Raw genomic sequence first — 20,577 nt, 5'->3', positions numbered from 1 at the left:
TCCGACGGTCGGTTGTTGCGGGGGTGGGGGGAACGGACGCGACTCAGCCCTTGACCGAGCCGAGCATCACGCCCGAGACGAAGTACTTCTGGATGAACGGGTAGAGGCAGATGATCGGCAGCACGGTGAGCACCATCGTCACGGACTGCACATTGGCGGCGATCTGCGCGCCGTCGGAGCCCAGGCCCTCGGTGCCGGTGGCGGCCGCGAGCAGATTCCGTAGATAGACCGTGACCGGGTAGAGCTCGGCCCGGTCCAGGTACAGGAAGGCGCTGAACCACGAGTTCCAGAACGCCACGGCGTAGAACAGGACCATGGTCGCCAGCACCGCCTTGCTGAGCGGGATCACGATCCTGAAGAACACCCCGTACGTGGACAGGCCGTCGATCGCGGCCGCCTCCTCGAGCTCGGCGGGGAAGTTCTCGAAGAACGACTTCATGATCAGCAGGTTGAAGACGCTGATCGCGTTCGGGATGACGATCGCCCAGATGGTGTTCTTGAATCCGAGCTCGTTGATCAGCAGGTAGTTCGGGATCAGACCGCCGCTGAAGAACATCGTGAACACGGCGAGCCCGATGAAGAACTGGCGCCCCTTCAGTTCCTTGCGGGAGATCGCGTACGCGAACGTGGTGGTCATCGCGATCGCGATGGCGGTGGCCACCACGGTGTAGATGACCGTGTTCCTGTAGTTGATCCAGAACATGTCGTCGCTGAGCACCGCCGCGAACGTGGTGATGTTGAACCCGCGGGGGATCAGGTTCACCTGGCCGGCGATGATGAATCCCTCCGAGCTGAACGCCTTCGCGACCAGGTTGATGAAGGGGTACAGCGTGAGCGCGCAGATGAGGGTGAGCACCACGACGTTCGCCACGCTGAACGCCTTGTACCCGCGGGTGTCCTTGATGGCGGTCGTGGACCGGCGCACGGCCGCGACGTCCGGCACGGCCTGGATCGGATCGGTGGTCACCACAGGGAACTCCCCACGACTCGGCGCGAGATCGCGTTGGCGGACATTACGAGGGTGAGGCCGATCAGTGCCTCGAACAGGCCGATGGCCGTGGAGTAGGAGTAGCTCCCGGACTGGATGCCGACCCGGTAGAGGTAGGTGGAGATGACGTCCGCCGTCGAGAAGATGAGCGGGTTGTACAGGAGCAGGACCTTCTCGAACCCGACGGCCATGAACGTGCCGATGTTCAGGATCAGCAGCACCACCATCGTCGGGCGGATGCCGGGCAGCGTGATGTGCCAGGTCTGGCGCCACCTGTTCGCGCCGTCGATCCGGGCCGCCTCGTACAGCTGGTCGTCGATCGTGGTCAGCGCGGCCAGGTAGAGGATCGTGCCCCACCCGACCGTCTGCCAGATCTCGGACGAGACGTAGATGGGCCGGAACCAGGACGGTTCCTGCATGAACGAGATCTGCTCCGCACCGATCGCACCGAGGATCTGGTTGATGGTGCCGTTCAGCGACGTCAGTTGGAGGACGATGCCGGCCACGATGACGATCGACATGAAGTGCGGCAGGTAGGTCACGGTCTGCACGAACCGCTTGAACTTGCGTGAGCGCAGCTCGTTGAGCAGCAGCGCGAGGACGACCGGCAGCGGGAACACGATGATCAGGGTCAGCGCCCCGAGGATCAGCGTGTTGGTGAAGACCCGCCAGAACGTCGGGTCGTTGATGAACATCTCGATGTAGTACAGGCCCACCCACTCGTCGCCGAACATCGAGCCGCCCGGTCGGAACCGGCGGAACGCGATGACGTTCCCGAGCATCGGCACGTACCGGAAGATGATCAGGAAGACGACGGGCAGCACGAGGAACGTGTACAGGCGCCAGTCCTTGCGCAGCGCCTGCCGCCAGGTGACCTTGCCGCCTCCTGCGCGGCGGCCGCCCGTACGGCGCGTGCCGGCACGGCCGCTGCCGGCCGGCTCCTGGACGGCGACGGCGGTCGCTGCCTCGGCGGGTGCGCTCTCGGGGGCGAGCGGGTCCCGGATCGTCATGGGGTCACCTCCGCGGGTAGGTCGGCCTCTTCGATGACGACGTCGCAGCTCAGTGCGCGGTCGGGTCCGGTCTCGCGTTCGGTTCCGACGAGCCGCAGGCCGAGCGCCGCGACCACGTCCGCGCTCGAGCGGGCGAGCCGCAGCTCGACGTCGCCCGGTTCGACGAGCCGTCGGCCCGCCAGCCCGGTGAACGAGGTCAGGTCCGCGGGCACGGTGAAACGCACCCGGGCCGCGGCGCCCACGTCGAGCGGCACCCGGGCGAAGCCGATCAGCCGCTGCACCGGGCGGGTCACCTGTGCGACCGGGTCGTGCAGGTAGAGCTGCACGACCTCGGTGCCGGCGCGGTCACCGGTGTTGCGCACGGTCACCTCGACGGTCGCGTCGCCGGCCACGTCCCAGTCGGTGGCGCCGGCTGCGCCCGCCTCGTCCACCACGGTCGCGGACTCCCACTCGAACGAGGTGTAGGTGAGCCCGTGGCCGAAGCCGAACAACGCCGTCGGGTCCAGGTTCGAGACGCCGGAGCGGGCGCCGAGCGGCGCCGTCAGGTAGGTGCCCGGACCGCCGGTGGGGCGGCGGGGCACGCTCACCGGTAGCCGGCCGGACGGCGCGACCGCCCCGGTGAGCACCTCGGCGATCGCCCGCCCGCCGAGCTGGCCCGGGAAGAACGTCTGCACGATCGCGGCCGCGCGCTCGGCGTAGGCGCCGAGCGCGTATGGGCGACCGGTCAGCAGCACCAGGACCACCGGGGTGCCGGTCGCGAGCACGGCCTCGATCAGATCAGCCTGGATGCCGGGCAGGTGCAGGTCCTCGGCGTCGCAGCCCTCGCCCGACGTGCCGCGCCCGAACAGTCCGGCGCGGTCCCCGACCGCCACCACGACGACGTCCGCCGCCGCGGCGACCCGGACGGCCTCGCCGAGGCCCCCGGGCTCGGGGTCGGTGACGTCGCACCCGCGGGCGTAGCTCACGTCCAGCCCGGTGCCGGCCAGCGCGGCCCGCACGGTCGGGATGTCCAGGCCGATCGGCTGTTCGGGGTGCTGGACGCCCACGTGTGCGGGGAAGGAGTAGCAGCCGAGCATCGCCATCTCCTCGTCCGCGAGCGGGCCGACGACGGCGACCCTCGCCCCAGGCGCGAGCGGAAGGATGCCACCCGGGTTACTGAGCAGCACGACCGCCTCGCGGGCCAGACGCAGTGCGACGTCCTGTGAGGCCGCGGTGTCGAGGATGCCGGCGTCGACGCCGGTGTCCTGGATGCCCACGGGCTCAGGGGCATAGTCGGGGTCGAGGAGGCCGAGGTCGATCTTCTGGCGCAGCACCCGGTGCAGGGCCCGGTCCACGAGCGCGACCTCCACCCGGCCGGCCCGGAGCGCTTCGAGCAGCGGCGCACCGAAGGCGTCCACGCTCGGCAGTTCGGTGTCCACCCCCGCGCGCAGCGCGAGGCCGGCTGCTTCGCCCGGCCCGGCCGCCACCCGGTGCAGCCGCTCCAGGAACCGGATCCCGAAGTAGTCCGCGACCACGGTGCCCTCGAAGCCCCACTCCTGCCGCAACAGGCCCGTGAGCAGGCGCTCGTCGGCGGCAGACGGGACGCCGTCGATCTCGGTGTAGGAGTGCATCACCGACCTGGCCCCGCCCTCGCGCAGCGCCGCCTCGAACGGGGGCAGGATGACGTCGGCGAACTCGCGCGGCCCGACCGAGACCGGGGCGAGATTGCGGCCGGCCCGCGAGGCTGAGTAGCCGGCGAAGTGCTTGAGCGTGGCCACGATCCCGGTGGACTCCAGTCCGCGGACGTACGCGGAGCCGATCTCGGCCACGAGCTGGGGGTCCTCGGAGATCGTCTCCTCGGTGCGGCCCCAGCGATAGTCACGGGTGACGTCGAGGACCGGGGCCAGGCCCTGGTGCACCCCGACGGCGCGCATCGACTCCCCGATCAGCGTCGCCATCTCGGCCACCAGGCCCGGGTCGAACGTCGCGCCCCAGGAGAGCGGCACCGGGTAGGCGGTGGCCTGCCAGGCGGCGAAGCCGGCGAGGCACTCCTCGTGCACCTGGGCCGGTATCCCGAACCGGTTCGCGGCCATGATCTCCCGCTGCGAACTTGCGAGCGAGCGGGCTCCGGCCGTGGGTTCCACGGGCGCGGTCCCGAACGGACGGGTCAGCTGCCCGAGGCCACCGTCGATCACGTCCGCCCACGCGGGGCCGGTGCCGGTCATATCCGCCTGGTGCGGGGCGACCCCGCCACCGGACGCATCCGCGCCGACCCACAGGCCGACGAGCTGCCCGATCTTCTCCTCGAGCGTCATCTCGGCGATGAGGGCGTCGGCCCGCTCGGCGCCGGAGAGCCGGAGGTCGTTCCAGGGGTGGACCGACTCGGCCGTGCCGGGCGGCCCGGCCGCCCCTCTTGAGATCTCTGTGGTCATCGAGACCTTCCTCCACCGCGCTGTGGGTCTCGGCAGCGATGCCTCGACGCGAAACTTTCGGAATTGCACCGATACTTTGTGATGGCGACCTTAAGTCGACGATGTGAGCGGTGTCAACGGCTGGTGCATCACGGAACGGAAACAGTTGCCTGTCCGGTCGGGTCAGGTGGTAGCGTCGCAGCGAAAGTTGCGGGTAGGAGTGAGGTCAGTCATGGCGCAGTCGTCGGGTCCTGAGTCGCCTGCCCCGCGCGGCAAGGCGACGATCGCGTCGATCGCCGCCGAGGCGGGGGTGTCGGTGCCGACCGTCTCGAAGGTGCTCAACGGGCGGCCGGACGTCTCCCAGAAGACGCGTGAGCGGGTGGAGGAGGTCCTCGCCCGGAACAGTTACCGGCGTCGACGGTCGAACGGCTCTCCCGGTCCCGCGCTCATCGACCTCGTCTTCCACCAGCTCGGTTCGCCCTGGGCGATCGAGATCATTCGCGGTGTCGAGGCGGTCGCCGCCTCCGAGCACGTCGGCGTGGTGCTCTCCGAGCTCGGCGGCAAGCACCGCCCGCCCCAGGAACTCCTCGACGCGGTCCTGGCGCGGCGCCCGCTCGGGGTCGTGCTGGTCCTGTCCGGACTCGACCGCGAGCAGCGCCACCAGCTCGAGAGCCGCTCGATCCCGTTCCTGGTCGTGGACACCGACGGGGAGCCGCCGGCCGGGGTACCCACGGTCGGCTCGAACAACTGGAGCGGCGGGCTGAGCGCGACCCGGCACCTGCTCGAACTCGGCCACCGCCGGGTCGCCGTGATCAGCGGGCCGGCGGACGTGCTGTGCAGCCGGGCCCGGGTGGACGGCTACCGCACCGCCCACGACGAGGTCGACATCCCGCTCGACCCCGGGCTGACGAGGTACGGCGACTTCAGCGTCGACGGCGGGTACCGGTACGGGATGGAGCTGCTGAGACTGCCGGACCGCCCGACGGCGATCTTCGCGGGCTCGGACATGCAGGCCCTCGGGGTGCTGCGAGCAGCCGACGAACTCGGCCTGCGGGTGCCGCAGGACGTCTCGGTGGTGGGTTACGACAACCTGCCGCTGGCGGAGTGGGTCGTGCCTCAGCTGACCACCGTGAACCAGCCGCTCTACGACATGGGCGCGACCGCCACCCGGATGCTGCTCGGCATCGCCAGGGGTGAGGCGCCGATCAACCGGCGCCTCGACCTCGCCGCCGAACTGGTGGTGCGCCGCTCCACCGCTCCGCTCGGCTGACGCCCCCGCCGAGCCGCGGCTGCCACTGCGGAGTGGCTGCGGCACAATGGCGAACGGCGCTCCGATCGACGACGTGGGGCGCAACTCCCTCCGAGCGCGGTGAAGGCGGTCCTGCAGGCGATGAGTGCACCCAGCGTCAGTTACTCGATCACGGTTCGACTGGAGATGCCGGCCCGGTCGGCGGCGGTCAGCTCGATCACCACCGCCGTCGAGGAGGCCGGGGGAGTCGTCACGGCCGTCGACGTCTCCGCCTCGGGTATCGACCGCCTCCAGGTGGACGTCACCTGTGCCACCGGCGGCGAGGACGACGCGGCCCGGATCGTCGAGGCGCTCGGCACCGTCGAGGGCGTGACGATCGGGCGGGTCTCGGACCGGACGTTCCTCGCCCACCTCGGCGGCAAGATCGAGATCCAGCCCAAGATGCAGATCCGTCACCGCGACGACCTCTCGCTCATCTACACCCCGGGCGTCGGGCGGGTCTCGCAACAGCTCGCCGCCCACCCCGAGGACGCGGTCCGGCTCACCATCAAGCGCAACACGGTGGCAGTGGTGACGGACGGTTCGGCCGTACTCGGCCTCGGTAACATCGGCCCGATCGCAGCGCTGCCGGTGATGGAGGGCAAGGCCGCCCTGTTCAAGCGGTTCTCCGGGATCGACGCGTTCCCGCTCTGCCTGGACACCCAGGACGTCGAGGAGATCGTCCGGACCGTGAAGATCGTGGCGCCGGTGTTCGCCGGCATCAACCTGGAGGACATCTCCGCGCCGCGGTGCTTCGAGATCGAGGACCGGCTGCGCGCCGAACTCGACATCCCGGTGTTCCACGACGACCAGCACGGAACCGCCATCGTTGCCGTCGGCGCGCTCACGAACGCGCTCAAGGTGGTCGGCAAGGACATCGGCGACGTCCGGATCGTGCAGTCCGGGGCGGGCGCCGCCGGCTCGGCGATCCTGCGTCTGATGCTCGCAGCAGGGGCGCGCGACGTCGTGCTCGCGGACGTCGAGGGCATCATCCGGGCCGACCGGCCGAACCTGGAGCCGACCCTCGCCTGGATCGCGGAGGCCACCCAGGGGGACCGGTACGGCGCCGCCCTGACCGAGGCCATGGTCGGCGCGGACGTGTTCATCGGGGTCTCCGCACCCAACCTGCTCACGGAGGCGGACATCGCCGCGATGGCCCCGAACTCCATCGTGTTCGCGATGGCGAACCCGGTGCCGGAGGTGGACCCGGCGATCGCGACCCGGCACGCCGCCGTCGTCGCCACCGGCCGCAGCGACTTCGCGAACCAGATCAACAACGTCCTCGCGTTCCCCGGCGTGTTCCGCGGCCTGCTGGACGCCCGGTCGACGCGCATCACCGATGACATGCTGCTCGCCGCGGCGCACGCACTCGCGGGCGTGGTGACCGCTGATGAGCTCAACGCCACCTACATCGTCCCCAGCGTGTTCCACCCGAACCTGCACACCGCGATCGCGGCCGCCGTGAAGGCGGCGGCCGAGGCCGATCCGACGGCGGTCGCACCGGACTGATCGACGGCCGTCCGCGCGCCGTTGCGCCGGGTGCCCGCGTGGGCCCACGGCAAATTCCCTTGCCGGTCTGCCTACCGTCGATGGTGTGGACGAGGATGGCACACGCACGGACGAGGGCCGGATCTCCCGGGTGGACCGGGGTTCGGTCTCCGTCCTGCTGCCCGCGGCGGGTCCGGGCGAGGAACCGGCGGAACTGACCATCGCCACCGGCCGGGACGGCACTCTGCCGGCCGTGGTCGGCGACCCGCTGCACCCGGCCGTCGGGGACCGCGTGGTGGTCGACGGCGACCGGACGCTGGTCGCGCCCCGGACGAGCGAGCTCGCCCGGGACGGGTCGGACCGCACGTCCGTTGAGCAGGTGATCGCCGCGAACGTCGACGTGGTGGTCATCGTCGAGCATCTCGAGCCGGCACCGTCGCTGGGCCGCCTGGAACGGATGCTCACCATCGCGTGGCGCTCCGGCGCCATCCCACTGGTGGTCCTGACCAAGGCGGACCTGGTCTCGGACGCGGCCCACTGGGTCACCGAGGCCGGCGCCGTCGCTCCGGGCGTCGGCGTGGTCGCCATCAGCGCGAGCACCGGTGCCGGGCTCGACGAGCTCGAGGTGCACCTGGGGGAGGCGCAGACCCTGGTGCTGATCGGTCCTTCCGGTGCCGGCAAGTCGACGCTGGTCAACGCGCTCGCGGGCGCGGACGTGATGGTCACCGGTGTGGTCCGCGGGGACGGCCGCGGGATGCACACGACCACGCACCGTCAACTCGTGCCGCTGCCCGGTGGTCGCCTCCTGATCGACACCCCGGGGTTGCGGTCGGTGGGCATCGTGGCCACAGAGGAGGCCGTCGCGGCCACCTTCGAGGACATCGCCGCCCTCGTCGAACTGTGCCGGTTCAACGACTGCGCGCACGAGCGGGAGCCGGGCTGCGCCGTCGTCGCGGCACTCGATGCCGGGGAGCTCAGCGAGCGACGCTTCGAGTCCTGGCGCAAGCTCCAGCGCGAGGCGCGCCGTCAGGCCGCCCGTGCGGACCACCGGATCGCCGCCGAGCAGCGGCGGCAGGTGCGTACCCGCGGTCGCGATGCCCGGGAGGCGTCGCGGATCAAATCACGGCGCTGACCGGCGCCGGGCGACGCGGTCCGGCACGGACGCGGATGAACCGCGACCATCGAGCACCACGAGCCGGTTGAACGTTCCATGACCCCGCGGTGAACTCACCCGCCGGGGACGCCGAATCCCTTCCGGCCCTGACCCGGGAGCGCTACCGTGCCGGGTACCCCTGTTATCTGAATCACACAAAGGATGCCCCCACATGTCACCATCCTCCAGGGGCGGACGCAGGCATGCGTTCCGCCCGATAGCAACGATCACGACACTCGCACTCGCGAGTCTCGGCGCCGCGGTCCCCGCGTTCGCCGCACCACAGGACGACCCCAGCAGCGCCTCGGCCGGACTCTCCTCGGGGGATGAGAGTGCCGCGACCTTCGCGCAGACCGACGGGTCGATCTTCATCAGCGAGATCCACTATGACAACGCGGGCACCGACGCCCGCGAGTTCATCGAGATCCAGGCCCCGGCCGGCACCAGCCTGAACCGCTGGACCGTGGTGCTCTACGGCGCCGACGGCGTCGCCTACAACACCTCGAACGTCCGCGGCTCCGCGAGCAACGGCACGGTCGTCGTCAACTACGGCTCCGAGTCCATCGTCAACGGCACCGGCGGTGTCGCCCTGGTGAACCCCGACGGCGGCGTCGTCGAGTTCCTCTCCTACGGCGGAGCCATCACGGCGGCCGATGGCCCGGCGGCAGGCCTGGCCAGCACCGACCTCGCCGTGCAGCAGACCGAGACCGAGCGCGGCCTGACCCTGCAGCGGATCGGCACCACGTGGACCGGCCCGGTCGCGGGCACGCAGGGCGCGCTGAACCCGGAGCCGGAGCCGGAGCCCGAGGTCGAAGCCTTCATCAGCGAGATCCACTACGACAACGCCGGCGCCGACACCGGCGAGGCCATCGAGGTCCAAGCAACGGTCGGGGCGGACCTGACCGGCTGGACCCTGGTCCTGTACAACGGCAACGGCGGCAGCAGCTACGACACCGACCCGGTCGGCGGCGTCGTGCCGGACGCGGGCGTGCTGGTCGTGAACTACCCGACCGACGGCGTCCAGAACGGCTCGCCCGACGGCGTCGCGCTCGTGGACGCGGACGGCAACCTCGTCGAGTTCCTCACCTACGAGGGCACCTTCACCGCGAACAACGGACCGGCGGCCGGGGTGACCGGCACCGACATCGGCGTCAGCGAGGCCAGCTCCACCCCGATCGGTCAGTCCCTGCAGCTCATCGACGGCGTCTGGACCGGCCCGGCGACGAGCTCCTTCGGCACCATCAACACCGCCGAGGACCCGGGCGAGCCGGGGGAGCCCGGCGAGGACACCCACACGATCGCGCAGATCCAGGGCACCGGCGACGCCTCCCCGGTGGCCGGTCAGACCGTGACCACCACCGGTGTGGTCACTGCCGCGTACCCGACCGGCGGCTTCAACGGTTACTACCTCCAGACCGCGGGCAGCGGCGGCGACGCCGACCCGAGCACACGCACGGCCTCCGACGCCGTGTTCGTGTTCTCCGGCGCAACGGTCGGTTCCGTTCAGATCGGTGACCACGTCCAGGTGACCGGAACGGTCGTGGAGTTCAACGGCCTCACCGAGATCACCGTCGGAGCCGGCGGCGCCGTGGTGCTGGACACCCCGGCCGAGGCGGTCAAGCCGATCGAGGCGTTCGCCCTGCCCGGCAGCGACGCCGAGCGTGAGGTCTTCGAGGGCATGCTCGTCGCCCCTGTGGCCGACTACGTCGTCTCCGACACCTACGCCCTCGGCGGCTGGGGTACCACCGCGTTCGGCTCGATCGGGCTCGGCCTCGGTGGCCCGCTCGTGCAGGAGACGGACGTCGCCCTGCCCGGCACGCCCGAGTTCGACGCGGTCGCCGCTGACAACGCGGCCCGCGCCATCACCCTCGACGACGGGCAGTCCGCCCGCACCGCGACCAGCGCGAACGTGCCCTACCTCACCGGAGCGCCGAACGTGCGTACCGGCGCCGGGCTCACGTTCGCCAGCCCGGTCATCGTCGACTACCGGTTCCAGTGGAACTTCCAGCCGACGGCCCCGGTCGACGGCAACGCCGACGACGTGGTGCTGTTCAACACGGGCAACACCCAGGAGGCGAACGCCACCCCGGCGGATGTGGGCGGCGACCTGACCCTGGCCACCTTCAACGTCCTGAACTACTTCACCACCCTCGGTGTTGACCTGGCCGGTTGCCAGCCCTACACCGACCGGGACGGCAACCCGATCACGGTCGACACCGGCTGTGACGCCCGCGGCGCCTGGGACGCCGAGAACCTCCAGCGTCAGCAGGACAAGATCGTCGCGGCGATCAACGGGCTCGGTGCCGACGTGGTCTCCCTCGAGGAGATCGAGAACTCGGCGCAGTTCGGGCAGGACCGGGACGCCGCGCTCGCGGCCCTCGTCGACGCACTGAACGCCGACGCCGGGGCCGGCACCTGGGCGTTCGCGCCCTCGCCGGCCGTGCTTCCGGACCTCGCCGAGCAGGACGTCATCCGGAACGCGTTCATCTACCGGCCCGCGAGCGTCGAGCTCGCCGGTGAGTCGGTGGTCCTGACCGGGTCCGCGGCGTTCGACAACGCTCGTGAGCCGCTCGCCCAGGCGTTCACCGCCGTCGGCAGCGACTACACCTTCGTCGCCGTGACCAACCACTTCAAGTCCAAGGGAGGCGACTGTGGCGACCTGCCGGAGGGCTGCTTCGACGCGGACCGGGTGGCTCAGGCGCAGGCGCTGACGGCGTTCGCGCAGGAGGTGGCCGACGCCGCCGAGGTGGAGGACATCTTCCTGCTCGGTGACTTCAACTCCTACGGCGCGGAGAACCCGGTCGTGGCGCTGGAGGACGCCGGTTACACCAACCTGAACACCGACGAGACCACCTACGTCTTCGACGGCAAGGTCGGTTCGCTCGACCACGTGTTCGCCAACGCGTCCGCACTCGAGCAGGTCACCGGCGTGGATGTGTGGAGCATCAACTCGGCCGAATCGGTGCTCGCGGAGTACTCGCGCTACAACTACTTCGCCAGCGAGCACTTCCAGGCCGGGACGCAGTTCCGGGCCTCGGACCACGACCCGATCATCGTCGGGATCGACGTGCCGGAGACGGCCACCCCCACGGTGGACATCAACCTCCTCTCGATCAACGACTTCCACGGCAGGATCGAGGCGAACGGCCAGTCGGCGGGAGGTGCGGTCCTGTCCTGTGCGGTGGACAGCTTCCGCACGCAGAACCCGAACACCCTGTTCGTCTCTGCCGGGGACAGCATCGGGGCGTCGACGTTCACCTCGTTCATCCAGCAGGACCAGCCCACGATCGATGTGCTGAACACGATCGGCCTGGACGTCTCGGCGTTCGGCAACCACGAGTTCGACCAGGGGCAGGACGACGTTAACGACCGGGTGATCCCGGCGTCGAACTGGCCGTACGTGGCCGCGAACATCGTGGACGCCAACGGTGACCCGGTGTACGACCCGTACACGATCCTCGACGTCGACGGCATCTCGGTCGGTTTCATCGGTGCGATCACCGAGGAGATGCCGGCTCTGGTCTCCCCGGCCGGCATCGAGGGCCTCACCTTCAGCGACATGGGTGAGGCGGTCAACTCCTACTCGGCACAGCTCTCCGACGGGGACGAAGCCAACGGTGAGGCGGACGTGATCGTGGTGCTCGTGCACGACGGCGCGCCCTCCCCGGACCTGGCCAGCGCCGACGGCACGCCGTACGGTGACCTGGTCGCCGGCGCGGACTCCAACATCGACGCGATCCTCTCCGGGCACACCCACACCGCCTACACGCACGACGTGGATGGCATGTGGGTCACCCAGACCGGCCAGTACGGCGAGGCCATGGGCAACCTGGCCCTGACCGTGGACCGGGCCACCGGCGAGGTCACCGCAGCGACAGCCGAGAACGTGGACCTGGTCCCCGTCCCCGGTGACCCGCGGGCCACCCCGCCGATCCCGCGGGAGACCTTCTGCGAGGGTGATCCGGCGGTCCAGGAGATCATCGACGAGGCCGTGGCCGTCGCCGACGAGCTCGGGGCCGTGCCACTCGGCGAGATCACCGCGGACTTCAACCGGGCCCGTCAGAGCGACGGCTCGGAGAACCGCGGTGGCGAGTCCACGCTGGGGAACTTCGTGGCGGACGTCCAGCTCTGGGCGGCGCAGCGGACCAACCCGAACGCGCAGATCGCGCTCATGAACCCGGGCGGTCTGCGGGCGGACATGACGTACGCCGCCTCCGGCAACGAGGGCGACGGCGTGCTCACCTACCGCGAGGCGGCGATCGTCCAGCCGTTCGCGAACACCCTGGTCACCACCGTGCTCACCGGTGACCAGCTCGCCCAGGTGCTCGAGGAGCAGTGGCAGCCCGACACCGCGTCCCGGCCGTTCCTGCGGCTGGGTGTCTCGGCTGGGCTCACCTACACCTACGACCCGGACGCCGCAGCCGGTGAGCGGATCCTTGACCTGTCCCTGAACGGCGAGCCGATCGACGCGGCCGGGCAGTACACGGTCGTGGTGAACTCGTTCCTCGCCTCCGGTGGAGACAACTTCGCCACCCTCGCCGAGGGCACGAACACCGCCGACTCCGGCCAGAGCGACCTCGTCGCCATGGTGGACTACATGGCCGAGTTCGGTTCGGCCTCGCCGGACTACAGTCAGCGCGCCGTCGGCGTCAACTGGGTCTCCGACCCGGCGGCCGAGTACGCGGCCGGTGACGAGATCGCCCTCGACCTGTCATCGCTGGCCTTCTCGGCCGGTGAGCCGGTTCCGGCGGAGGTCGTGATCACCCTCGGCGGTCAGCAGGTCGGCACTGCCGCGGTGGACCCGGCCATCGTGGACACCACCGACGAGGTCGGCCAGGCGCAGGTGCGGGTGACCGTGCCGGAGGGTCTGGAGGGCACCGTCGACCTGGTCATCAGCGATGACAACGGGACCTCGGTGACCACCACCGTCACGGTGGTGGCCGACGAGGAGCCCGAGGAGCCATCGTCCCCGTGGGAGGCGTTCGCCCGCTTCCTCTGGGCGCTGCTGAAGCTCCTCTTCCCGTGGTGGCCGTGGCCGTGATGAGCCCGGGCTGGGCCTCCTGAGGTCCTAGCCCGGTAGGCAGAGCCGGACGCCCGGTCCCACACCGCGAGGTGGGGGCCGGGCGTTCGGTCGTTCAGGCCGCGCGAGGGTGTCGTTCTGCGGCGCAAGAGGCGGGTGCGCCGCATCGACGCACGCTCGCGCGGCGGGCCCGGCGGTGGGAACCGGGCCGAGGGATGGCGGTGGGCCGGGTAGGTTCTCTGCCATGGCACGACGGCGGATCGGCACCGAGCAGGGCGAGGCGGCACTGTCCGCGTGGCGGGCCGAGGGCGCGCAGGCCGCGCCGGCCGACGTGCGTACCGCGGTGCGGTACAGCCTCGAGGAACTCGGCGAGGTGGCGCCCGGCAACTCGGTCGAGGTGCGGGTCCCACCTGCCGGAGTGGTGCAGGCGATCGAGGGGCCACGGCACACTCGCGGCACCCCGCCGAACGTGGTGGAGATGGATCCGCAGACCTGGCTCGGGCTGGCCACGGGCGAGTTGACCTGGGCCGACGGCGTCGCATCGGGCCGGGTCCGCGCCTCCGGGCAGCGTGCCGACCTGAGTGCGGTGCTCCCGCTGTTCTGAACGGGTTGCCGAACCGGACCGCTGCCGGGTTCTCCGGTCCCATTCCGCGCGGGGTAACGTCTCAGGCATGAGCACGTTGGAACAGGGCGATCACGAGCCCGACGGCGAACGGGAGCCGGTACCGCCCGTCCCCTCGGTCACGCCCACCCCGGTTGCGGAGGAGGGCGCCGAGGCGCCCGTCGACCCGCCGGCGGTGCTGGACTCCGACGTGGTCGCCCACAAGCGCGACGACGGCGCCGACCCGGCTGGGCCTGCTGCCGTGGACGGTGCCGACGCAGCCGGGGACGCCGACCCTGCCGCCGATGAACCGCCGCCGGCCTGGGCGGGCTCGGCCGAGCAGGTCTCCGAAACCACCTCCCTCGACCTGGCCGCGATCGCCGACCGGAGCCGCGTCCGGCGGGCGCCACGGTTCGGCCGGTTCGTCGGCTTCGGCATCGTGCTCGGGATCATCATCGCCTTCGCACTGTCCCGGTTCGGCGAACCGACCGAGTACCTCGACCGGGGTGGCATGTTCATCGTGCTGATGGCGATGCTCGCCCCGTTCGGCGCTCTGGTCGCGTGCCTGATCGCCGTGCTGTTGGATCGGACCAGCAAGCGTCACCTGGACGCCGACCAGCACTGAGCGCGGCCCTGTGCCGCGGTCGCGCTGGAGCACCGCAGCACCGACCCGATCCAGAGGAGCCCGACGTGCCCCGTCGTACCGTTCACCTCGATTCCGCGGCCACCCAGACCGTGGGACCGGCGCTCGCCGAGATCCGCAAGGAGCTGGAGGTCCCCGGACCGTTCAGCGAGGAGGCGGTCGCCGAGGCCGAGGCCGCAGCCGCAGCGTCGCCGACGGGTGGGGTGGATGCCACGGACGTCGAGTTCGTGACGATCGATCCGCCCGGCGCGAAGGACCTCGACCAGGCGCTGCACCTGTCCCGCGAGGGGGACGGCTACCTGGTCCGGTACGCGATCGCGGACCCGGCGTCGTTCGTGACACCGGGCGGCGCCATCGACACCGAGCTGGCCGACCGGGGCGTGACGTTCTACGGCCCGGACGGCTCGGTCACGCTGCACCCGCCGGTGCTCTCCGAGGGTGCCGCGAGCCTGCTCGAGGATGTCGAGCGGCCGGCCTGCCTGTGGGAGATCGCCCTGGATGCCACCGGCGAGATCGCGTCGGCGAAGGTCTACCGGGCGCGCGTGCGTAGCCGCGAGCAGCTCACCTACGACGAGGTCCAGGAGCGCATCGACGCCGGCACCGCGAGCGACTCCCTTGCCTTGCTGGCCGTGGTCGGCGGGCTGCGCCAGGAGCGGGAGAAGGCCCGAGGCGGGGTGTCGCTGGAGATCCCCGAGCAGGAGGTCGACGTCGACGACGGCGGTTACCGCCTCTCCTATCGCGCCACCTTGCCGGTGGAGGAGTGGAACGCGCAGATCTCCCTGCTCACCGGGATCGCCGCGGCGAGCCTCATGCGGGGCAAGCGGGCCGGGATCTTCCGCACCCTGGAGCAGGCCGACCCGCGCGACGTGAAGCGGCTGCGCCGAGCAGCCCACGGCCTCGGCATCGACTGGCCGGCGGACGCGTCCTACGGCGACGTGCTGGCGCCCCTGGACGGAGGCGTCCCGGCCCACGCCGCGTTCACCCAGGAGGCGACGTCACTCTTCCGGGGAGCCGGCTACCTCGCCTTCGACGGCGACCTGCCCCCGACGTCCGAGCACGCCGCGATCGCCGCCGAGTACGCCCACGTCACGGCACCGCTGCGCCGGCTGGTGGACCGGTACGGGCTCGAGGTCTGCCTCGCAGCCACAGCCGGGACCGACGTGCCGGACTGGGTGCGCGAGGCCCTGCCCGGACTGCCCAAGATCATGAACCGGTCCGGTCAGCGCGCGAACTCCTACGAGCGGGCCTGCGTGGACCTCATCGAGGCCGTCCTGCTGCAGCCGCAGGTGGGGGAGACGTTCGACGGCGTGATCGTCGACCTGAACGAGCGCCGCAACGGCAGGAACGGCACGAACAGCACCGGCGGCAGCGGAGCCGACGCCCATGCCGCCGCAGAGACGACGGACGCAAGCGTCGCCGTCGTACCAGCCGTTGCGCAGGAGGGCACCGTGGTGCTCGCCGACCCGGCGATCCGCGCGACGGTGACCGGCGTGAACCTCCCGCTCGGCGAGTCGGTGCGAGTTCGCCTGACCGTCGCGGACCCCGGCTCACGCGACGTCCGGTTCGAACTCGTCGCGGACTGACGAAGTCCCTGCTCCGGAGTTCGCGTCGCCGGGCGCCTGTGGGACGATAGGCGCGTGGTAGGTGGAGATGGTCGGCTGTCGCATGAACTCCTCCCAGGCGAGAAGGGCCCGCAGGACGCTTGTGGCGTCTTCGGGGTCTGGGCCCCGGGTGAGGAGGTGGCGAAGCTCACCTACTTCGGGCTCTACGCCCTGCAACACCGAGGCCAGGAGTCGGCCGGGATCGCGACCAGCAACGGTCAGCAGATCCTCGTCTACAAGGACATGGGCCTGGTGTCCCAGGTCTTCGACGACATGTCGCTGCGGACGCTCACCGGTCACATCGCGCTCGGCCACGCCCGCTACTCCACGACCGGCGCGAGCACGTGGGAGAACGCGCAGCCGACCCTCGGCCCCACGTCGTCGGGAACCGTTGCCCTTGGCCACAACGGCAACCTGACCAACACAGGCGAACTGATCGCCCTCGTCGGTGAGCGCTACGGGCCGGAGCAGCGCAAGAAGCTGCTCGACGGCGGAGCCTCCGACACGATGGTGCTCACCGCGCTGCTCTCGGGGGACCCCGAGCACACGCTCGAGATGACGGCGGCCGAGGTGCTGCCGCGGGTGCGCGGCGCCTTCTCGCTGGCGTTCATGGACGAGCACGCCCTCTACGCCGCGCGCGACCCGCAGGGTGTCCGCCCGCTCGTGCTGGGCCGGCTGGAGCGCGGCTGGGTGGTCGCCTCGGAGACCGCGGCGCTGGACATCGTGGGTGCCTCGTTCGTGCGTGAGGTGGAGCCCGGTGAGCTGATCGTCATCGACGAGGACGGCCTACGCACGCAGCGGTTCGCCGAGGCGGCGCCCAAGGGCTGCGTGTTCGAGTATGTGTACCTGGCCCGACCGGACACCGCGATCGCCGGCAAGTCCGTGAACGCCGCGAGGGTGGCGATGGGCCGCGCGCTCGCGAAGGAGCACCCGGTGGACGCGGACCTGGTGATCCCGGTCCCGGAGTCCGGCACCCCGGCCGCCATCGGCTACGCCACCGAGTCCGGCATCCCGTTCGCCCAGGGACTCACCAAGAACGCCTACGTGGGCCGCACCTTCATCCAGCCGAGCCAGACCATCCGTCAGCTCGGCATCCGGCTGAAGCTGAACCCGCTGCGCGAGGTCATCGCCGGCAAGCGCCTGGTGGTCGTGGACGACTCGATCGTGCGGGGCAACACCCAGCGTGCCCTCGTGCGGATGCTGCGCGAGGCGGGGGCGGCCGAGGTGCACATCCGGATCTCCTCGCCGCCGGTGAAGTGGCCATGCTTCTACGGCATCGACTTCGCGACCCGGGCCGAGCTGATCGCGAACGGCCTGAGCGTGGACGAGATCGGCCACGGTCTCGGCGCGGACTCGCTCGGCTACATCAGCCTCGAGGGCATGATCCGGGCGACAGAACAGCCGGCGTCGAAACTCTGCGCGGCCTGCTTCACCGGGAAGTACCCGATCGCCATCTCCGACGGCCCGGAGGCCGCGCAACTGGTCGAGCAGGACGAGCTGCCGATCCTGGGCGTCGCCGGGGACGGGCTCGGGCCAGAACGCCGACTGGGCGCACCCGAGGACGGACTGACCTCCCTTGCGGTCGCGGCCGGCGGGGCCGGGGCGCTGAGGCACCCGTGAGCGAACAGACCGCCCCCGTCACGTACGCCTCCGCGGGCGTGGACACGCACGCCGGTGACAAGGCCGTGGAACTGATGAAGGACGCCGTGCGGGCCACGCACGGGCCGCAGGTGCTCGGCGGCGTCGGCGGCTTTGCCGGCCTGTACGACGCCAGCACCCTGCTGACGTACCGCAAGCCGCTGCTGGCCACGTCGACCGACGGCGTCGGCACCAAGGTCGCCATCGCCCAGGCCATGGACATCCACCACACCATCGGTTACGACCTGGTCGGGATGGTGATCGACGACATCGTCGTGGTCGGGGCGAAGCCACTGTTCATGACGGACTACATCGCCTGCGGGAAGGTGGTCCCGGAGCGGATCGCCGACATCGTTCGTGGCATCGCCGGTGCCTGCGAGGTGGCCGGCGCCGCGCTCGTCGGCGGTGAGACCGCCGAGCACCCGGGCCTGCTCGAGCCCGACGAGTACGACGTGGCCGGCGCCGCCACCGGCGTGGTGGAGGCCGACGCGCTGCTCGGCCCGGAGCGGGTCCGGGCCGGTGACGTGCTGATCGCCCTGGGAGCGAGCGGGCTGCACTCCAACGGGTACTCGCTCGTGCGCCGGGTGATCTCGCTGGCCGGGTGGGAGCTGGACCGGGACGTGCCGGAGTTCGGGCGCACCCTCGGGGCGGAGCTGCTCGAGCCGACCCGGGTCTACGCGGCCGACTGCCTCGCGCTCGCGGCCGATCCGGGCGCCGGTGTGCACGCGTTCACACACGTCACCGGTGGCGGGCTCGCCGCGAACCTGGCCCGGGTGCTGCCGGAGGGTCTCGTGGCCACCGTGGACCGCTCGTCCTGGGTGGTGCCACCCGTGTTCGACGTGGTGCGCCGGCTCGGGTCGGTGCCGTGGGCGGACCTGCAGAACACGCTCAACCTCGGCGTCGGAATGGTGGCCGTGGTCGAGGCGAACGGGGTCGATGCCGCGCTCGCCAGGTGCCGTGAACTCGGGCTGCCGGCGTGGGAGCTGGGCACGATCGCCGCGGCGCAGGACCTCGATGCAGATGCGTCGGACGAGGTGATCTCCGGGACGAAGGGCGTGCACGGGGGCGGCGTGCGCCTGGTGAACGACTACCGGACGTCGTGAGCCCGGTGCGCAGCGCCTGATGGCGCTTCGTCGCGCAACCACCCCACCCTGCAGGGCCCCGGCCACCCGGTGGATCGCCGAGATCCTTCACCATCGCAACTGGAACGTTGACCCGCTCGCGCTTAGGGGGTGGTTCCGACGTACCGGGTACGTCGGAGCCGCACCGCAACGTATCGGCGCCAGGGGAACGGGTGGCGATTCGCTCGCGTTCGAGTGCTCTGGCGAGCGTGCCCGACGCCGTCGGGCGGGCTGCCTACGGAGCATGCCCCACGCGGTCGGGTGGGCTGCCTACGGAGCATGCCCCATGCGGTCGGGTGGGCTGCCTACGGAGCATGCCCCACGCGGTCGGGCGGGCTGCCTACGGAGAATGCCCGACGCCGTCGGGCAGCACCGTTACGCAGCCCGCCCATCGTGAATGCGACGGCGCGACGGGCTCGCCGACACCCGCTGCCGGATGGCGGCGCGCCTCAGTGGCCCTACCTACGCACGTGGACCCAGCGTGCCGGGCACGCCCCGCTCAGTGGTCAGTTGCGCCGCGACTGCGGCGACCACTCGTCCTCATCATCAGCGGGCGGTACCTCGTACCGGTCCGCGAGGTCGGTCTGGGTCGGACTCGTCAGCTCACGTTCGAGCGCACTGTAGTCCGTCTCGGGGCTGTAGTACTTCAGCTGCCGAGCGACCTTGGTCTGCTTCGCCTTTTGACGGCCGCGCCCCATGGCGTGACCCCCTCCGCTTTGGTGCCGGTGTCACACCGTCCGAGGACGTAGTGACGACCGGGAGTGGGTTATCTGTCGTGGGACCCACCGTACCTTGTCACGGTGGCGATGGGCGAACCCGTTTGGTGGAACGGATGCCGTAGCACCGCTATTCCGCTAACGGAGAAACGCAGTGTCCGGCGGACCGGGACGGCGCGCTCCGCCGGAGGTCAGCGACTGCGCCGCAGCACCGAGATCCCAACGATCGCGGCCACCACCGCGGCCGCTGCGCCGACGATGCCGAGCGCCCTGGGCTTACCGGCCTTCACGTCGTCGGCGAACGCCTTGGCCTGCTCGGTGGTGGTGTCCGCGAGGTTCTTGGCCTGATCCTTGAGGTCCTGCACCTGACGGCGCGGGTCGACCCGGCTGGTCAGCTCGTCCATGTTCTTGGTGATCTCGGCGCGGGTGCGGAGCAGGTCCGCCTCGATCTCGGCGGCCGTGCGCTTGCGGGTCTCCGGCTTGTCCTGTTCGGTGCTCACGACTTGACTCCCGCCTTGATGGCCTCGATGTCCTTCATCACGTTCTCCTTCGTCTGCGGTGCCGGTGCGCTCTTCAGCGCGGCGCGTCCGGCCAGGCCGGCGATCGCAGCGATCAGGAGGACCGCGCCGGCGACGATCAGGGCGGCGGCCCAGTAGGGCAGCGCGGTCGCGAGGCCGAACATGGCGGCGGTGAGGAGCCAGCCGAGACCGAAGAGTGCGAAGACTCCGGCGACGGCGAAGAGTGCGCCGGTCACACCGAGGGACTTGCCCTTCTCGGCCAACTGGGCCTGGGCGAGCTGGAGCTCGTCCCGGACGAGCGTCGAGAAGTTCTCTGTGAGCTTGCCGACCAACTGGCCGATGGACGGTTCACTGGCCCCGGTCGGGGGTGTTCTGCTGTCAACCACCGTGACTCACCTCTCA

Annotated in this window: 15 protein-coding genes; 9 read left to right on the top strand and 6 right to left on the bottom strand. The window is 70.8% G+C overall.

The window, feature by feature from the left end; all coding sequences use genetic code 11:
• Positions 1-43 precede the first annotated feature (43 nt).
• From KCQ71_RS18995 to KCQ71_RS18985, 3 genes are read right to left on the bottom strand one after another with little or no spacing between them, the layout of a single operon-like run.
• Complete coding sequence (locus tag KCQ71_RS18995; protein ID WP_372454061.1) at positions 44-970, bottom strand: carbohydrate ABC transporter permease; 927 nt, start codon at positions 968-970, stop codon at positions 44-46.
• Positions 964-1,998, bottom strand: coding sequence for an ABC transporter permease (locus tag KCQ71_RS18990; RefSeq protein WP_223408836.1), 1,035 nt, complete (start codon positions 1,996-1,998; stop codon positions 964-966). The genes KCQ71_RS18995 and KCQ71_RS18990 overlap by 7 nt, the downstream gene beginning before the upstream one ends.
• Positions 1,995-4,409: a beta-xylosidase/alpha-l-arabinosidase gene (locus KCQ71_RS18985; RefSeq protein ID WP_223408834.1), complete on the bottom strand. Its 2,415-nt coding sequence runs from the start codon at positions 4,407-4,409 to the stop codon at positions 1,995-1,997. The genes KCQ71_RS18990 and KCQ71_RS18985 overlap by 4 nt, the downstream gene beginning before the upstream one ends.
• A 211-nt stretch (positions 4,410-4,620) precedes the next feature.
• Here KCQ71_RS18985 and KCQ71_RS18980 point away from each other — a divergent pair, with 211 nt between their 5' ends.
• The 9 genes from KCQ71_RS18980 to purM all read left to right on the top strand — a co-directional run bounded on the left by KCQ71_RS18980 (position 4,621) and on the right by purM (position 18,923).
• Complete coding sequence (locus tag KCQ71_RS18980) at positions 4,621-5,658, top strand: LacI family DNA-binding transcriptional regulator (protein WP_223408832.1); 1,038 nt, start codon at positions 4,621-4,623, stop codon at positions 5,656-5,658.
• A gap of 120 nt (positions 5,659-5,778) precedes the next feature.
• Positions 5,779-7,185: an NAD-dependent malic enzyme gene (locus tag KCQ71_RS18975; RefSeq protein ID WP_223408830.1), complete on the top strand. Its 1,407-nt coding sequence runs from the start codon at positions 5,779-5,781 to the stop codon at positions 7,183-7,185.
• 85 nt (positions 7,186-7,270) lie between these two features.
• On the top strand, positions 7,271-8,296 hold the full coding sequence (gene rsgA / locus KCQ71_RS18970) for a ribosome small subunit-dependent GTPase A (protein WP_223408828.1): 1,026 nt from the start codon (positions 7,271-7,273) through the stop codon (positions 8,294-8,296).
• A gap of 193 nt (positions 8,297-8,489) precedes the next feature.
• On the top strand, positions 8,490-13,358 hold the full coding sequence (locus KCQ71_RS18965; protein ID WP_223408820.1) for an ExeM/NucH family extracellular endonuclease: 4,869 nt from the start codon (positions 8,490-8,492) through the stop codon (positions 13,356-13,358).
• Between the two features lie 223 nt (positions 13,359-13,581).
• The gene (locus KCQ71_RS18960) at positions 13,582-13,941 is read left to right on the top strand and encodes a sterol carrier family protein (RefSeq protein ID WP_223408818.1); all 360 of its coding nucleotides are present in this window, start codon (positions 13,582-13,584) and stop codon (positions 13,939-13,941) included.
• 67 nt (positions 13,942-14,008) lie between these two features.
• Positions 14,009-14,563, top strand: coding sequence for a hypothetical protein (locus KCQ71_RS18955; RefSeq protein WP_223408816.1), 555 nt, complete (start codon positions 14,009-14,011; stop codon positions 14,561-14,563).
• A gap of 65 nt (positions 14,564-14,628) precedes the next feature.
• Entirely contained in the window at positions 14,629-16,164 is a 1,536-nt protein-coding gene (locus KCQ71_RS18950; RefSeq protein ID WP_223408814.1) for an RNB domain-containing ribonuclease, read from the top strand.
• A gap of 54 nt (positions 16,165-16,218) precedes the next feature.
• A complete protein-coding gene (gene purF, locus KCQ71_RS18945) occupies positions 16,219-17,802 on the top strand; it encodes an amidophosphoribosyltransferase (protein WP_223408812.1) in 1,584 nt (527 codons plus the stop codon).
• Positions 17,799-18,923 carry a phosphoribosylformylglycinamidine cyclo-ligase gene (purM, locus tag KCQ71_RS18940; protein ID WP_223408810.1) on the top strand — a complete coding sequence of 375 codons (1,125 nt, stop codon included), beginning with the start codon at positions 17,799-17,801 and terminating at the stop codon, positions 18,921-18,923. Before purF ends, purM begins: the two co-directional genes overlap by 4 nt.
• A gap of 524 nt (positions 18,924-19,447) precedes the next feature.
• On the opposite strand, the gene KCQ71_RS18935 is transcribed toward purM, so the two are convergent.
• The 3 genes from KCQ71_RS18935 to KCQ71_RS18925 all read right to left on the bottom strand — a co-directional run bounded on the left by KCQ71_RS18935 (position 19,448) and on the right by KCQ71_RS18925 (position 20,561).
• Positions 19,448-19,639, bottom strand: a complete 192-nt coding sequence (locus tag KCQ71_RS18935) for a DUF3073 domain-containing protein (protein ID WP_156739792.1) — start codon at positions 19,637-19,639, stop codon at positions 19,448-19,450.
• Positions 19,640-19,848: 209 nt separating this feature from the next.
• On the bottom strand, positions 19,849-20,157 hold the full coding sequence (locus KCQ71_RS18930) for a DUF3618 domain-containing protein (RefSeq protein WP_223408808.1): 309 nt from the start codon (positions 20,155-20,157) through the stop codon (positions 19,849-19,851).
• Positions 20,154-20,561 carry a phage holin family protein gene (locus tag KCQ71_RS18925; RefSeq protein WP_223408806.1) on the bottom strand — a complete coding sequence of 136 codons (408 nt, stop codon included), beginning with the start codon at positions 20,559-20,561 and terminating at the stop codon, positions 20,154-20,156. Before KCQ71_RS18925 ends, KCQ71_RS18930 begins: the two co-directional genes overlap by 4 nt.
• Positions 20,562-20,577: the final 16 nt, after the last annotated feature.

Source organism: Occultella gossypii, assembly GCF_019947135.1.
In the GTDB taxonomy this organism is placed as follows: domain Bacteria; phylum Actinomycetota; class Actinomycetes; order Actinomycetales; family Beutenbergiaceae; genus Occultella; species Occultella gossypii.
The sequence above is the reverse complement of the archived record's forward strand: the minus strand, read 5'-3'. Positions and strand labels throughout refer to the sequence as shown.

Bases quoted from the DNA above. Each gene is read 5' to 3' on its own strand.
- KCQ71_RS18990 (WP_223408836.1), bottom strand. From the start codon at position 1,998: ATGACGATCCGGGACCCGCTCGCCCCCGAGAGCGCACCCGCCGAGGCA.
- KCQ71_RS18985 (WP_223408834.1), bottom strand. From the start codon at position 4,409: ATGACCACAGAGATCTCAAGAGGGGCGGCCGGGCCGCCCGGCACGGCC.
- KCQ71_RS18980 (WP_223408832.1), top strand. From the start codon at position 4,621: ATGGCGCAGTCGTCGGGTCCTGAGTCGCCTGCCCCGCGCGGCAAGGCG.
- KCQ71_RS18975 (WP_223408830.1), top strand. From the start codon at position 5,779: ATGAGTGCACCCAGCGTCAGTTACTCGATCACGGTTCGACTGGAGATG.
- KCQ71_RS18965 (WP_223408820.1), top strand. From the start codon at position 8,490: ATGTCACCATCCTCCAGGGGCGGACGCAGGCATGCGTTCCGCCCGATA.
- KCQ71_RS18960 (WP_223408818.1), top strand. From the start codon at position 13,582: ATGGCACGACGGCGGATCGGCACCGAGCAGGGCGAGGCGGCACTGTCC.
- KCQ71_RS18955 (WP_223408816.1), top strand. From the start codon at position 14,009: ATGAGCACGTTGGAACAGGGCGATCACGAGCCCGACGGCGAACGGGAG.
- KCQ71_RS18935 (WP_156739792.1), bottom strand. From the start codon at position 19,639: ATGGGGCGCGGCCGTCAAAAGGCGAAGCAGACCAAGGTCGCTCGGCAG.